Raw genomic sequence first — 13873 nt, 5'->3', positions numbered from 1 at the left:
AAAACAATAAATAATGGTTAAAATTTGCTTTTTAGGCTAAAAAATTAACGAAATGAATTAATTAGGTTCTAATTTTATGGAAAAGTTTAAATTTTATTAAAAAATTGTAGTTAAGCTAATATGTACTTTAGAGTTTGATAGTTTGAATTGTTGATTTTCACTCTTGCCATTAGCATAATTAAGCTTAAATAGCCCGGATTTAGTAAGAATTCCAAAACCAAAACCAAAGCCAAATAGTTTTTCATGATGTGATGAAATCTTGTTTTCAAAATAAGCAGCGTCAATTACAGAGTGTAAGTAAATTGCGTTATTAAGTTTAAATCTGTATTCTGTGTTAATTAAGCCATATAAAGTTGCAAATAGGCTGTTTTCTTCAAATCCTCTTATAGAGTTTATGCCTCCAAACCTTAATAGTTCGTTTTCAAAGTAAGTGTCTGAATTAATTATACTGCCGTTTGTTCTAACGTAAATACTGTTGTTTGTGTTTAGATTGAATATTTTAAATGCATTCAGGGTAAGTTGTGATTGTTTTTCTTTGTAATCATTGTCGTTTCTACTTCCAAAATTTGTTTCTATATATATATAGGAGTTAAGCGGGAATAGTAAGTCGTAATTTTGGGGTTTTAAAAATTCATACTCAAAGGAAAAATAATTCTTTTTGTAGTCTGTAATTAATGATGATGTTTCATTAAGTAAGTTGTTTGATTCTTCAAATACTAGACCTGAGTAAATTTTATGTTTAGAATTGATTTGGTAGTGAAGTTTAGCTGTTTGTTCTACAGTTGTAAATGTGGAATCTTTTTTAAAAATGTTTAATGATAAGTCTATTCCTATGGGCGACTTCAATATGTAAGGCAGTGTTAGGTTGGTGTCAAATGTTTTTTGATCATTTTCATCGCTTTTGTATAGTAGTTTAAAAGATTCGCCAAAATTTAAGTTGTTTGTTAAATTTAAATTCAAATAACCGTCGAATTGAATTTTATTGGTGTCTTCATTGGTTCCAAACCCTAAAAAACCATCAAACGAATTGCTTTGAGTTTTTTCTAAATATAAATATAGTGTTGTTGAATCTTTAGTAAACAGAACTTCGGGAGGTTTTATTTCAGTAGTAAAACCAAGGTTTTGAAGTTGATTGGTTTTGTTTTTTATTTCATTCAAATCAAAAACATCAAAAGGCTTTATTTTTAAATAATGTTTTAAATATGATTTTGGAAACTTTTCATAACCTTTAATTATAATATTGCTAATGGTTCTTTTTTCTTGGGTATTATCAACTGTAAGTTCTGCTGTTAAGTGCTTGTCTTTTTTAACTTCAATATTTGAAAGTTTTAATTTTGAAAAGGGGCGTCCTTCTTTTGCAATTTCAGAATTTATAATATTTAAGGCATTTTCAATTTCGGTAAATTTTAATTCAAAATAATCATTGTAAATTTTTTTAGAAACCAAAGATAGAACCTTATTAGAGGTTAAAGATTTATTGAAATATACATGTATAGTGTTATATTGTTTTTTTAAAAGAAAAGAGGCGTTATAAATAGAATCGTTAATTTGTTTTAGAGCTACTAATTTGTTTTCAATAAACCCTTTCTTGTTTAGAAGTTGTTGAATGGTGTCTACTTCGGTTTTTAAAGACAAAAAATTATTGTGTACTTTTTGATAGTTTAAAGAATCAATTATTTTGGTTTCAGATAAGGAGTTTCCTGTAATTTTGAGTTTTAAATTTTGACAATTAGCTTCTACAGAAAAAAGAGTATATATAATAAGGAGTAATAAATAAGTGTTTTTCACATTTTATAGAGTTAATTTTCAAAATTCAAATTACAAACTTTAAAAAGGTGATTTTTGTTGTAATAGAATGTAGTTAACTGTACAATTAACTTAAATAACTGTGTAAATCTAACGGAAAAACCACAGATATAATATGACTTTTCAGTATAAATTTAAATTCAATTGAAAATTAATGAATTAGGGTTTGAATTATTAATTTTAATTTCTACCTTTGCAGCCCTCTAAGAAGAGGATTTTAAATTTATATAATAATTTATATGCCAACAATTTCACAATTAGTAAGAACAGGAAGAGCCAAAATAACCAAGAAGAGTAAATCGGCTGCTTTAGATTCTTGTCCGCAAAGACGTGGTGTATGTACTCGTGTTTATACAACAACGCCTAAAAAACCTAACTCTGCAATGAGAAAGGTGGCTAGGGTACGTTTAACAAATGGAAACGAGGTTAACGCATACATTGGCGGTGAAGGACATAATTTACAAGAGCACTCGATAGTATTGGTTAGAGGTGGAAGGGTAAAAGATTTACCAGGAGTTAGATATCACGTCGTTCGTGGGGCATTAGATACCGCAGGGGTGTCTGGTAGAACACAACGTAGATCTAAGTATGGTGCAAAACGCCCTAAAAAGTAATTAAACTTTAAGAAGAAGACATGAGAAAAAGACAAGCTAAAAAGAGACCTCTTTTACCAGATCCAAAATTTAACGATCAGTTGGTTACGCGTTTTGTAAACAATATGATGTGGGATGGGAAAAAGTCTGTAGCCTTTAAAGTATTCTATGATGCTATTGATATTGTAGAAGCTAAAAAAACAGATGAAGAAAAATCAGCTCTGGATCTTTGGAAAGATGCTTTATCAAATGTGATGCCTCACGTAGAAGTACGTAGTCGTCGTGTTGGTGGTGCTACTTTTCAAATACCAATGCAAATTCGTCCAGATAGAAAAATTTCTACAGCAATGAAATGGTTAATTGGTTATGCGCGTAAGCGTAATGAAAAATCAATGGCTCAAAAATTAGCTGCTGAAATTTTAGCTGCGGCAAAAGAAGAAGGAGCAGCTGTAAAGAAAAGAGTTGATACACACAAAATGGCAGAAGCAAACAAAGCATTCTCTCACTTTAGATTTTAATAAGAAATGGCTAGAGATTTAAAATATACAAGAAATATAGGTATTGCTGCTCATATTGATGCAGGAAAAACTACAACTACAGAGCGTATTCTTTTTTATACAGGGGTGTCTCATAAAATTGGTGAAGTTCATGATGGAGCTTCAACAATGGACTGGATGGAACAAGAAGCAGAAAGAGGTATTACTATTACTTCTGCAGCAACAACCTGTACATGGCAATTCCCAACAGAAAACGGTAAGCCAACTCCAGAAGCTAAAGGATATCAATTTAATATCATTGATACTCCTGGTCACGTAGATTTTACGGTTGAAGTAAACCGTTCATTACGTGTGTTAGATGGGTTGGTGTTTTTATTTAGTGCGGTTGATGGTGTTGAACCACAATCTGAAACTAACTGGAGATTAGCCGATAACTACAAAGTGCCTCGTATCGGGTTTGTTAATAAAATGGACCGTCAAGGTGCAAACTTCTTGGCTGTTTGTCAGCAAGTGAAAGATATGTTAAAGTCTAACGCTGTGCCAATTGTATTGAATATTGGTGATGAAGCAGACTTTAAAGGTGTTGTAGATTTAGTGAAAAACAGAGCCATAATATGGCATGAAGATAACTACGGATCAACTTTTGACGTTGTAGAAATTCCAGACGATTTAAAAGAAGAAGCAAAAAAGTACAGAGCTTTATTAATAGAAGAAGTTGCAACTTACGATGAAAACCTTCTTGAGAAATTCATGGAAGATGAAGATTCTATTACAGAAGAAGAAGTGCACGCTGCGCTTAGAGCTGCTGTAATGGATATGGCTATTATACCTATGGTTTGTGGTTCTTCGTTTAAAAATAAAGGAGTGCAGTTTTTATTAGACGCAGTATGTCGTTATTTGCCTTCTCCGTTAGATAGAGATAATATTGTAGGAACTAACCCTAATACTGGTGAGGAAGAAACGCGTAAGCCAGATGCAAATGCACCTTTCGCTGCATTGGCATTTAAAATTGCTACCGATCCTTTTGTAGGTCGTTTAGCGTTTTTTAGAGCTTATTCTGGTCGTTTAGATGCAGGTTCTTATGTGTTGAATAACCGTTCTGGTAAAAAAGAACGTATTTCTCGTATATACCAAATGCACTCTAACAAGCAAAATGCTATTGATTTTATAGAGGCTGGTGATATTGGAGCTGCTGTTGGATTTAAAGATATCAAAACAGGGGATACATTATCAGATGAAAAAGCGCCTATCGTTTTAGAATCTATGGATTTCCCAGATCCTGTAATTGGTATCGCTGTTGAGCCAAAAACAAAAGCAGATGTTGATAAATTAGGTATGGCTTTAGCTAAATTAGCAGAAGAAGACCCAACATTTACAGCAAGAACAGATGAAGCTTCAGGACAGACTATTATTTCTGGAATGGGTGAGCTTCACTTAGATATTATTGTTGACCGTCTTAAACGTGAGTTTAAGGTTGAAGTTAACCAAGGTCAACCACAAGTTGAGTACAAAGAAGCAATTACACAACGTGCAGAACACAGAGAAGTTTACAAAAAACAATCTGGTGGTCGTGGTAAATTTGCTGATATCGTATTTACTATTGAACCAGCTGAAGAAGGAAAACAAGGTCTTGACTTCGTTTCTGAAATTAAAGGTGGTAACGTACCTAAAGAATTTATCCCTTCAGTAGAAAAAGGATTCAAAGAAGCAATGAAAAATGGCCCGTTAGCTGGTTATGAAGTAGATGCTATGAAAGTAACATTGAAAGATGGTTCTTATCACGATGTGGATTCTGATCAATTATCATTCGAATTAGCTGCTAAATTAGGATTTAAAGCAGCGGCTAAAGCTGCTAAAGCAGTAATTATGGAGCCAATCATGAAGTTAGAAGTGCTTACTCCAGAAGAAAATATGGGTGATATAGTAGGAGATTTAAACAGACGTCGTGGACAAGTAAATGATATGGGAGATAGAGCTGGATCTAAAGTTGTTAAGGCTGATGTTCCATTATCAGAAATGTTTGGTTATGTAACATCTTTACGTACCCTGTCATCTGGTAGAGCAACTTCTACAATGGAATTTTCACATTATGCTGAAACACCATCTAATATATCTGAAGAAGTAATTAAGAATGCTAAAGGTGTTGAAGCTTAAAACCTAAGAAAATGAGTCAAAAAATCAGAATAAAATTAAAATCTTACGATCACAACTTAGTAGATAAATCTGCTGATAAGATTGTAAAAACGGTAAAAAGTACAGGTGCTGTTGTTACAGGTCCAATTCCTTTACCAACTCACAAAAAGATTTTTACTGTATTACGTTCTCCACACGTAAACAAGAAATCAAGAGAGCAATTCCAATTATCTTCTTATAAAAGATTAATGGATATTTACTCTTCGTCATCAAAAACAATTGATGCCTTGATGAAACTTGAATTGCCAAGTGGAGTAGAAGTAGAGATTAAGGTATAAGTATCTAAGGCTATCACAAGGTAGCTGCAGGAACACATGTCCCACCGATGCGGTCGCGGGAAAAACGGAAAAAATACATTTCAGGGGCGAAAGGTATTTTTGTCCCTGAAATTTTTTAAATAAGTAATAAATAAATTAATAATTAAATTATGTCTGGGTTAATTGGAAAAAAAATCGGTATGACCAGCATCTTTGATGAAAACGGGAAAAATATTCCTTGTACAGTAATCGAAGCTGGACCATGTATCGTTACCCAAGTCAGAACTAAAGAAGTTGACGGCTACGAAGCTGTTCAATTAGGTTTCGATGACGCGACAGAAAAAAGCGCTACTAAAGCAGACTTAGGTCATGCCAAAAAAGCGGGTACTTCTGTAAAACGCAAAGTCGTTGAATTCAAAGGTTTTGAGGAGGAGTACAAATTAGGAGATGCAATCACTGTAGATCACTTTGTTGAAGGTGAATTTGTTGATGTATCGGGAACATCAAAAGGAAAAGGATTTCAAGGTGTTGTGAAACGTCATGGTTTTGGCGGTGTAGGTCAAGCTACTCACGGTCAACATAATCGTTTAAGAGCACCAGGTTCTATTGGAGCTGCATCATATCCTGCAAGAGTATTCAAAGGCATGAAAATGGCCGGAAGAATGGGTGGTGAAAAAGTGAAAGTTCAAAATTTAAGAGTGTTAAAAGTAGTTCCTGAAAAAAACTTACTTGTTGTTAAAGGTTGTGTACCTGGACACAAAAACTCTTATGTAACAATTCAGAAGTAATGAAAGTAGCAGTTTTAGATATAAACGGAAAAGACACGGGTAGAAAAGCAGAGCTTTCTAAAGAGGTGTTTGCTATTGAACCAAATAATCACGCGGTATATTTAGACGTTAAACAGTATTTAGCTAACCAACGTCAAGGTACTCACAAATCTAAAGAAAGAGGTGAGATTGCTGGTAGTACGCGTAAGATTAAAAAGCAAAAAGGAACTGGTACTGCTAGAGCAGGTAGTATTAAGTCTGGAGTTTTTAAAGGTGGTGGTCGTATGTTCGGTCCAAGACCAAGAAACTACAGTTTTAAACTTAATAAGAATTTAAAAAGATTAGCACGTAAGTCTGCTTTGTCAATTAAAGCTAATGAGAAGTCAATAACAGTTTTAGAAGACTTTAATTTTGAGTCTCCAAAAACTAAAAACTTTACAGCTATTTTAAAGGCTTTAGACTTAGAAAACAAAAAATCTTTGTTTGTGTTGGGTGGGTCGAATAATAACGTATATTTGTCATCGCGCAATTTAAAAGGTTCTGAAGTTATAACTAACACAGAACTAAATACTTATAAGATTTTAAACGCTAATCAAGTAGTTCTTTTAGAAGGTGCTTTAGAAGGAATTGAAACAAACTTAAGTAAATAAGAAACAGATGAGTATCTTAATTAAACCTATAATCACAGAAAAAGCGACTACTGATAGCGAGTTAAGAAACTGCTATACTTTCGCGGTGAATACAAAGGCGAACAAGGTGGAAATCAAAAAAGCTGTTGAAGCTACATATGGTGTTTCTGTTGAAAAAGTTCGTACTATAAATGTCCGTCCAGATCGTAGTACCAAGTATACAAAAACTGGTATTCAACATGGTAAAACAAATGCTGTTAAAAAAGCAATTGTACAACTGGCGGAAGGTGAGATGATTGATTTATACGCTAATATGTAATTAGAATGTCAGTAAGAAAATTAAAACCAATCACACCAGGACAGCGATTTAGAGTGGTAAACGGGTATGACGCCATTACTACTGATAAGCCGGAGAAAAGCTTATTAGCTCCGAAAAAACGTTCAGGTGGTAGAAACAGTCAAGGAAAAATGACCATGCGCTATAAAGGTGGAGGTCATAAGAAGAAGTATCGTATCATTGATTTTAAACGTAACAAAACTGGTATTCCAGCAGAGGTTAAAACTATTGAATACGATCCAAACAGATCAGCTTTTATTGCTTTATTGAATTATCAAGATGGTGAAAAAAGATATATTATTGCTCAAAACGGTTTACAGGTTGGGCAAAATGTAGTGTCTGGTGAGTCTGGTGTTGCTCCAGAAATTGGAAATGCAATGCCATTAAGTGAAATTCCATTAGGAACTATTATTTCTTGTGTAGAGTTACGTCCTGGTCAAGGTGCTGTTATGGCACGTAGTGCTGGTGCATTTGCTCAATTAATGGCAAGAGATGGTAAGTTTGCAACCATTAAATTACCTTCAGGCGAAACACGTTTAGTGTTAGCTGCTTGTATGGCAACTATAGGTGTTGTATCTAACTCAGATCATCAATTAATAGTTGGTGGTAAAGCGGGTAGAACAAGATGGTTAGGAAGAAGACCACGTACCAACCCAGTTAGAATGAACCCTGTAGATCACCCAATGGGTGGTGGTGAAGGTAGAGCTTCTGGTGGACACCCACGTTCTAGAAATGGTATACCTGCAAAAGGTTATAGAACCCGTTCTAAAACAAAAGCGAGTAATAAATATATTGTAGAACGTAGAAAGAAATAAAACATGGCAAGATCACTAAAAAAAGGACCATACGTTCATTATAAGTTAGAAAAAAAGGTAGCTGCAAATGTAGAAGCTAACAAAAAAACAGTAATCAAAACTTGGTCTAGAGCCTCTATGATTACTCCAGATTTTGTTGGACAAACTATAGCAGTACACAATGGCCGTCAATTTGTTCCTGTTTATGTAACAGAAAATATGGTAGGTCATAAATTAGGAGAGTTTTCACCAACACGTTCATTCCGTGGACATGCAGGTGCTAAAAATAAAGGTAAAAAATAAGAGCTATGGGAAGTCGTAAAAAACAAATGGCAGACGCTATTAAGGAAAGTAAAAAGCAAGTAGCTTTTGCTAAACTTAATAACTGTCCTACGTCACCAAGAAAAATGCGTTTAGTAGCCGATTTAGTAAGAGGTGAAAGCGTTGAAAAAGCACTTAATATTTTAAAATTTAGTCAAAAAGAAGCATCAAACCGTTTAGAAAAGTTATTACTTTCAGCAATTGCTAATTGGCAATCTAAAAACGAAGATGCAGATGTAGAGTCGGCTGAATTATTTGTAAAAGAGATTAGAGTTGATGGCGGATCAATGTTAAAAAGATTACGTCCAGCACCTCAAGGTCGTGCACATAGAATTAGAAAACGTTCTAACCACGTAACATTAGTGGTAGGAGCTAACAATAACACACAAAGCTAAGATAGAAGTATGGGACAAAAAACAAATCCAATCGGAAATCGCTTAGGAATTATCAGAGGATGGGAATCTAACTGGTACGGAGGAAATGATTATGGCGATAAGCTTGCCGAAGACGATAAAATTAGAAAATACGTTCACGCGCGTTTATCTAAAGCTAGTGTAAGTAGAGTAATTATTGAGAGAACGCTTAAGCTTGTAACCGTTACTATCACTACAGCTCGCCCAGGTATCATTATTGGTAAAGGCGGTCAAGAGGTAGACAAGTTAAAAGAAGAGCTTAAAAAAATTACTGGAAAAGAAGTTCAGATTAATATTTTTGAAATTAAAAGACCTGAACTAGATGCATACTTAGTAGCATCAAGTATTGCAAGACAAATTGAAAACAGAATTTCATACCGTCGTGCAATAAAGATGGCTATCGCTGCTACTATGCGTATGAATGCAGAAGGAATCAAAATTCAAATTAGTGGTCGTTTAAATGGTGCTGAAATGGCACGTAGCGAACACTATAAAGAAGGACGTATTCCTTTATCAACATTTAGAGCCGACATTGACTATGCTTTAGTTGAAGCACATACTACTTATGGTAGATTAGGTGTTAAAGTATGGATTATGAAAGGTGAAGTATATGGTAAAAGAGAGCTTTCTCCGCTTGTTGGTTTATCTAAGAAGCAAGGAAAAGGTGGACGTGGAAAAAATCCTCGTCGTAGAAAGTAATTTTTTAAAGTAAAGAAACATGTTACAACCTAAAAGAACAAAATTTCGTAAGCAACAGAAGGGACGTATGAAGGGGATTTCTCAAAGAGGAAACCAACTTTCTAACGGTACTTTCGGTATAAAAGCACTAGATTCTAAGTTTATAACATCACGTCAAATTGAAGCTGCACGTATTGCTGCTACTCGTTACATGAAAAGAGAAGGGTCGCTTTGGATTAAAATTTTTCCAGACAAACCTATCACAAAAAAGCCTCTTGAAGTACGTATGGGTAAAGGTAAAGGTGCTGTAGAGTTATGGGTGGCTGTTGTAAAACCTGGACGCGTTTTATTTGAAATTGGTGGTGTGCCTGTAGACGTAGCTAAAGAAGCATTACGTTTAGCAGCTCAAAAATTACCAGTTAAAACTAAGTTTATAATTGCTCGCGATTACGAAGCATAATTTATTTGATATTATGAAACAATCAGAAATTAAAGAATTATCTACAGCTGAGTTGCAAGAAAAACTTGGTGAGACTAAAAAAAGTTATTCAGACCTAAAATTGGCTCATGCAATATCTCCTTTAGAAAACCCAATTCAATTACGTTCAGTGAGAAGAACAATAGCAAGAATTGCAACCGAATTAACTAAAAGAGATTTACAATAATTCTGCTGAAAGATGGAAACAAGAAATTTAAGAAAAGAACGTATAGGAGTAGTTACTAGTAACAAAATGCAGAAATCTATTGTGGTTTCTGAGGTTAAAAAAGTAAAACACCCTATGTATGGAAAATTCGTTTTAAAAACGAAGAAGTACGTTGCACACGATGAAAAAAACGACTGCAACGAAGGAGATACAGTAAGGATTATGGAAACTCGTCCTTTAAGTAAATCTAAATGTTGGAGATTAGTTGAAATAATTGAAAGAGCTAAGTAATTATGGTACAACAAGAATCAAGACTTAAAGTAGCAGATAACACTGGAGCAAAAGAAGTATTAACAATACGTGTTCTAGGTGGTACTAACAGAAGATACGCTACAGTAGGAGACAAAATAGTTGTTTCTGTTAAAGATGCAACGCCTAATGGAAACATTAAAAAAGGAGCAGTTTCTACTGCAGTAGTAGTACGTACCGTAAAGGAAGTAAGAAGACCAGACGGATCTTATATAAGATTTGATGATAACGCATGTGTTTTATTAAACCCAACCGGTGAAATGAGAGGAACACGCGTATTTGGTCCTGTTGCAAGAGAACTTCGTGATAAACAATTCATGAAGATTGTATCATTAGCACCAGAGGTGCTTTAATACATTATTTAAGATGACAAAGCTTAAAATTAAATCAGGAGATACCGTAAGAGTAATTGCCGGAGACCACAAAGGATCTGAAGGTAAAGTACAAAAGGTATTTAAAGATACAAACAAAGCCATAGTAGAAGGTGTGAACATGGTGAAAAAACACACAAAACCAAGTGCACAAAACCCTCAAGGTGGTATTGTAGAAAAAGAAGCACCAATTCATATATCTAACTTATCATTGTTAACCTCTTCAGGAGAAACAACAAGAGTTGGGTTCAGAATAGAAGGTGATAAGAAAGTGAGATTTTCAGTAAAATCTAATGAAGTAATATAGTTATGGCATATTCACCAAGACTTAAAGAAGAGTATAAAAGCAGAGTAATTTCAGCTCTTACAGAAGAATTTGGATACAAAAATGTAATGCAAGTTCCTAAACTAGAAAAAATAGTTATTTCTAAAGGAGTAGGTGCAGCCGTTGCTGATAAAAAGTTAATTGACTACGCTGTAGAAGAGTTAACTGCTATTTCAGGACAAAAAGCTGTAGCAACTATTTCAAAGAAAGACGTTGCATCTTTTAAATTACGTAAAGGTATGCCAATTGGAGCTAAAGTTACTTTACGTGGCGAAAGAATGTATGAGTTTTTAGACCGTTTAGTAACATCTGCTTTACCACGTGTAAGAGATTTTAACGGAATTAAAGCTACTGGTTTTGACGGAAGAGGTAATTACAATTTAGGAATTACTGAGCAAATAATATTCCCAGAAATTAATATAGATAAAGTTAATAAAATTTCTGGAATGGATATTACATTTGTAACATCTGCCGAAACAGATAAAGAAGCAAAATCATTATTAACCGAATTAGGATTACCTTTTAAAAAGAACTAAGACATGGCTAAAGAATCAATGAAAGCCCGTGAGGTAAAAAGAGCTAAAACAGTAGCTAAATATGCTGCAAAACGTAAAGCTTTAAAAGAAGCTGGAGATTATGAAGCATTGCAAAAGTTACCAAAAAATGCTTCTCCAATTCGTATGCATAATAGATGTAAATTAACAGGAAGACCTAAAGGATATATGAGAGATTTTGGTATTTCTCGTGTAATGTTTAGAGAAATGGCAAACAAAGGCCTTATTCCTGGTGTTAGAAAAGCTAGTTGGTAATATTATTTAAAATAATCAGATTTAAGGTTCAGTAACCAACACTGAAAACCAAAATCACTAAATCAATTAATTATGTACACAGATCCAATTGCGGATTATTTAACAAGAATTAGAAATGCAGTGCGTGCTGGCCACAGAGTGGTTGAGATTCCTGCGTCTAATTTAAAGAAAGACATAACTAAAATATTATTTGAACAAGGATATATTTTAAGTTATAAATTTGATGATTCTACAACACAAGGCACTATTAAAATAGCACTTAAATATAATAGTGTTACTAAAGAGCCTGTAATTAAGAAAATTCAAAGAATAAGTAAACCAGGTTTACGTAAGTATGCAGGTGCAAAAGAATTACCTAGAATTCTTAATGGTCTTGGTATAGCCATAGTTTCTACTTCTCATGGAGTAATGACAGGTAAACAAGCCAAAAGGGATAATGTAGGTGGAGAAGTTTTATGTTACGTTTACTAAAAAAGGGAGAAAGACATGAGTAGAATAGGAAATAACCCAGTTGCAATTCCAGAAGGAGTTACTGTAGAAGTAAAGGATAACGTAATTACAGTAAAAGGTAAATTAGGAGAATTAACTCAAAACTTTGATACTGTAAATGTTAAAGTTGAAGAAGGTAATGTTTACGTTACACGCTCTTCTGATAATAAAGATAACAAATCTAAACATGGTTTATACAGATCTTTAATCAATAACATGATTGAAGGTGTATCAAAAGGATGGACCAAAGAATTAGAATTAGTAGGTGTAGGTTACAGAGCTACTAATCAAGGGCAAAAACTTGATTTAGCTTTAGGTTTTTCACACAATATTGTTATGAGTTTAGCTCCAGAAGTTAAAGTTGAAACAGTAAGTGAAAAAGGTAAAAACCCAATAGTTAAACTAACATCTCACGATAAGCAACTTGTTGGGCAGGTAGCAGCCAAAATTCGAGGTTTTAGAAAACCAGAACCATACAAAGGTAAAGGTATCAAGTTTGTTGGTGAAGAAATAAGAAGAAAAGCAGGTAAATCAGCTTAATAAATTAGTTATGGCATTAACAAAGAATCAAAGAAGATTAAGAATAAAAAACAGGATCCGTAAGGTTGTTTCTGGTACAGAAGCAAGACCAAGATTAGCTGTTTATAGAAGCAATAAAGAAATTTATGCTCAAATTGTAGATGATGTAACTGGTAACACTATTAGTGCTGCATCTTCAAGAGATAAAGAAATTAGTTCTGCAAAAGGTACTAAAATTGAAAAAGCAGCTTTAGTAGGAAAAGCTATTGCAGAAAAAGCTTTAAAAGCTGGTGTTGAAACTATTGCTTTTGATAGAGGAGGGTATTTATATCACGGAAGAGTAAAATCATTAGCTGACGGCGCTAGAGAAGCAGGACTTAAATTCTAAGAAATTATGTATCAAAAATATAAAAGTGTAGAATTAGTAAAACCAGGTGGATTAGATCTTAAAGATCGTTTAGTTGGTGTACAAAGAGTTACAAAAGTAACTAAAGGTGGTAGAGCATTTGGTTTCTCAGCAATTGTAGTAGTTGGTGATGAGGCTGGTGTTGTAGGACAAGGTTTAGGAAAATCTAAAGACGTTGCTAGTGCAATAGCAAAAGCCGTAGAAGATGCTAAGAAAAACCTAGTTCGTATCCCTATAAGAAAAGGAACTTTACCACATGAGCAAAAAGGTAAGTATGGTGGTGCAAGAGTAAATATTATTCCTGCTGCTCCTGGTACAGGTGTAATTGCTGGTGGTGCTGTAAGAACAGTTCTTGAAGCAGTTGGTGTACATGATGTATTATCAAAATCTCAAGGGTCTTCTAACCCACATAACGTTGTAAAAGCAACATTTGATGCTTTATTACAATTAAGAGATGCTAATACTATTGCCAAAGATAGAGGTATTTCACTTGAAAAAGTTTTTAACGCTTAATAAAATCAATCATGGGAAAGATTAAAGTAACAAAGGTTAAAAGCGCTATCAATCGTACGCAAAGACAAAAAAGAACTTTAGAAGCTCTTGGTCTTAAAAAGATTGGACAAGTTAAAGAACACGAGGCAACTCCAAACATTCTTGGAATGATTGCTAAAGTTTCACATTTAGTTTCTGTTGAAGAAGCAAAATAATACAAAACT

Annotated in this window: 24 protein-coding genes; 23 read left to right on the top strand and 1 reads right to left on the bottom strand. The window is 33.9% G+C overall.

Translation table 11 applies throughout. The annotated features are described in order from the left end of the window. Nucleotides 1-96: 96 nt before the first annotated feature. The gene (locus tag BWZ22_RS03615) at nucleotides 97-1788 is read right to left on the bottom strand and encodes a POTRA domain-containing protein (protein WP_083692172.1); all 1692 of its coding nucleotides are present in this window, start codon (nucleotides 1786-1788) and stop codon (nucleotides 97-99) included. Between the two features lie 257 nt (nucleotides 1789-2045). Between BWZ22_RS03615 and rpsL the strand changes: the two genes are divergently transcribed. From rpsL to rpmD, 23 genes are all read left to right on the top strand, one after another. Next, nucleotides 2046-2420, top strand: a complete 375-nt coding sequence (gene rpsL / locus BWZ22_RS03610; protein ID WP_076698048.1) for a 30S ribosomal protein S12 — start codon at nucleotides 2046-2048, stop codon at nucleotides 2418-2420. A gap of 20 nt (nucleotides 2421-2440) precedes the next feature. Then, nucleotides 2441-2917, top strand: a complete 477-nt coding sequence (rpsG, locus tag BWZ22_RS03605) for a 30S ribosomal protein S7 (RefSeq protein ID WP_076698047.1) — start codon at nucleotides 2441-2443, stop codon at nucleotides 2915-2917. 6 nt (nucleotides 2918-2923) lie between these two features. Further along, nucleotides 2924-5050: an elongation factor G gene (gene fusA / locus BWZ22_RS03600; protein WP_076698045.1), complete on the top strand. Its 2127-nt coding sequence runs from the start codon at nucleotides 2924-2926 to the stop codon at nucleotides 5048-5050. Nucleotides 5051-5061: 11 nt separating this feature from the next. After that, entirely contained in the window at nucleotides 5062-5367 is a 306-nt protein-coding gene (gene rpsJ, locus BWZ22_RS03595) for a 30S ribosomal protein S10 (RefSeq protein ID WP_076698044.1), read from the top strand. Between the two features lie 149 nt (nucleotides 5368-5516). Continuing rightward, a complete protein-coding gene (rplC, locus tag BWZ22_RS03590; protein WP_076698042.1) occupies nucleotides 5517-6134 on the top strand; it encodes a 50S ribosomal protein L3 in 618 nt (205 codons plus the stop codon). Continuing rightward, complete coding sequence (gene rplD, locus BWZ22_RS03585; RefSeq protein WP_076698041.1) at nucleotides 6134-6763, top strand: 50S ribosomal protein L4; 630 nt, start codon at nucleotides 6134-6136, stop codon at nucleotides 6761-6763. The genes rplC and rplD overlap by 1 nt, the downstream gene beginning before the upstream one ends. Before the next feature lie 7 nt (nucleotides 6764-6770). After that, a complete protein-coding gene (rplW, locus tag BWZ22_RS03580) occupies nucleotides 6771-7061 on the top strand; it encodes a 50S ribosomal protein L23 (protein ID WP_076698039.1) in 291 nt (96 codons plus the stop codon). 5 nt (nucleotides 7062-7066) lie between these two features. Then, the gene (gene rplB / locus BWZ22_RS03575; RefSeq protein ID WP_076698038.1) at nucleotides 7067-7894 is read left to right on the top strand and encodes a 50S ribosomal protein L2; all 828 of its coding nucleotides are present in this window, start codon (nucleotides 7067-7069) and stop codon (nucleotides 7892-7894) included. Nucleotides 7895-7897: 3 nt separating this feature from the next. Further along, nucleotides 7898-8176 (top strand): 30S ribosomal protein S19, encoded by a 279-nt coding sequence (gene rpsS / locus BWZ22_RS03570; protein ID WP_027880209.1) that lies wholly within the window; start codon nucleotides 7898-7900, stop codon nucleotides 8174-8176. A gap of 5 nt (nucleotides 8177-8181) precedes the next feature. Next, nucleotides 8182-8589 carry a 50S ribosomal protein L22 gene (rplV, locus tag BWZ22_RS03565; protein WP_076698036.1) on the top strand — a complete coding sequence of 136 codons (408 nt, stop codon included), beginning with the start codon at nucleotides 8182-8184 and terminating at the stop codon, nucleotides 8587-8589. Between the two features lie 9 nt (nucleotides 8590-8598). After that, the gene (gene rpsC, locus BWZ22_RS03560; RefSeq protein ID WP_076698034.1) at nucleotides 8599-9306 is read left to right on the top strand and encodes a 30S ribosomal protein S3; all 708 of its coding nucleotides are present in this window, start codon (nucleotides 8599-8601) and stop codon (nucleotides 9304-9306) included. A 19-nt stretch (nucleotides 9307-9325) separates the two neighbouring features. Beyond that, complete coding sequence (rplP, locus tag BWZ22_RS03555) at nucleotides 9326-9745, top strand: 50S ribosomal protein L16 (RefSeq protein WP_076698033.1); 420 nt, start codon at nucleotides 9326-9328, stop codon at nucleotides 9743-9745. A gap of 13 nt (nucleotides 9746-9758) precedes the next feature. After that, a complete protein-coding gene (rpmC, locus tag BWZ22_RS03550) occupies nucleotides 9759-9950 on the top strand; it encodes a 50S ribosomal protein L29 (protein WP_076698031.1) in 192 nt (63 codons plus the stop codon). Nucleotides 9951-9962: 12 nt separating this feature from the next. Next, complete coding sequence (rpsQ, locus tag BWZ22_RS03545; RefSeq protein WP_044626931.1) at nucleotides 9963-10220, top strand: 30S ribosomal protein S17; 258 nt, start codon at nucleotides 9963-9965, stop codon at nucleotides 10218-10220. A 2-nt stretch (nucleotides 10221-10222) separates the two neighbouring features. Continuing rightward, the gene (gene rplN / locus BWZ22_RS03540; protein ID WP_076698030.1) at nucleotides 10223-10591 is read left to right on the top strand and encodes a 50S ribosomal protein L14; all 369 of its coding nucleotides are present in this window, start codon (nucleotides 10223-10225) and stop codon (nucleotides 10589-10591) included. Nucleotides 10592-10604: 13 nt separating this feature from the next. Then, on the top strand, nucleotides 10605-10916 hold the full coding sequence (gene rplX / locus BWZ22_RS03535) for a 50S ribosomal protein L24 (protein WP_076698028.1): 312 nt from the start codon (nucleotides 10605-10607) through the stop codon (nucleotides 10914-10916). Nucleotides 10917-10918: 2 nt separating this feature from the next. Further along, on the top strand, nucleotides 10919-11470 hold the full coding sequence (gene rplE, locus BWZ22_RS03530; protein ID WP_076698027.1) for a 50S ribosomal protein L5: 552 nt from the start codon (nucleotides 10919-10921) through the stop codon (nucleotides 11468-11470). 3 nt (nucleotides 11471-11473) lie between these two features. Next, nucleotides 11474-11743, top strand: a complete 270-nt coding sequence (rpsN, locus tag BWZ22_RS03525; protein WP_076698025.1) for a 30S ribosomal protein S14 — start codon at nucleotides 11474-11476, stop codon at nucleotides 11741-11743. Between the two features lie 72 nt (nucleotides 11744-11815). Further along, nucleotides 11816-12214, top strand: coding sequence for a 30S ribosomal protein S8 (rpsH, locus tag BWZ22_RS03520; RefSeq protein ID WP_076698024.1), 399 nt, complete (start codon nucleotides 11816-11818; stop codon nucleotides 12212-12214). Between the two features lie 15 nt (nucleotides 12215-12229). Beyond that, a complete protein-coding gene (rplF, locus tag BWZ22_RS03515) occupies nucleotides 12230-12772 on the top strand; it encodes a 50S ribosomal protein L6 (RefSeq protein ID WP_076698022.1) in 543 nt (180 codons plus the stop codon). 10 nt (nucleotides 12773-12782) lie between these two features. Next, the gene (gene rplR, locus BWZ22_RS03510; RefSeq protein ID WP_076698020.1) at nucleotides 12783-13139 is read left to right on the top strand and encodes a 50S ribosomal protein L18; all 357 of its coding nucleotides are present in this window, start codon (nucleotides 12783-12785) and stop codon (nucleotides 13137-13139) included. Between the two features lie 6 nt (nucleotides 13140-13145). After that, entirely contained in the window at nucleotides 13146-13670 is a 525-nt protein-coding gene (rpsE, locus tag BWZ22_RS03505; protein WP_076698018.1) for a 30S ribosomal protein S5, read from the top strand. Between the two features lie 11 nt (nucleotides 13671-13681). Next, on the top strand, nucleotides 13682-13864 hold the full coding sequence (gene rpmD, locus BWZ22_RS03500) for a 50S ribosomal protein L30 (RefSeq protein WP_076698017.1): 183 nt from the start codon (nucleotides 13682-13684) through the stop codon (nucleotides 13862-13864). The last annotated feature ends 9 nt before the right edge of the window (nucleotides 13865-13873 follow it).

The organism is Seonamhaeicola sp. S2-3 (assembly GCF_001971785.1).
GTDB lineage: Bacteria > Bacteroidota > Bacteroidia > Flavobacteriales > Flavobacteriaceae > Seonamhaeicola.
This window is presented reverse-complemented; position numbering and strand designations above follow the sequence as displayed.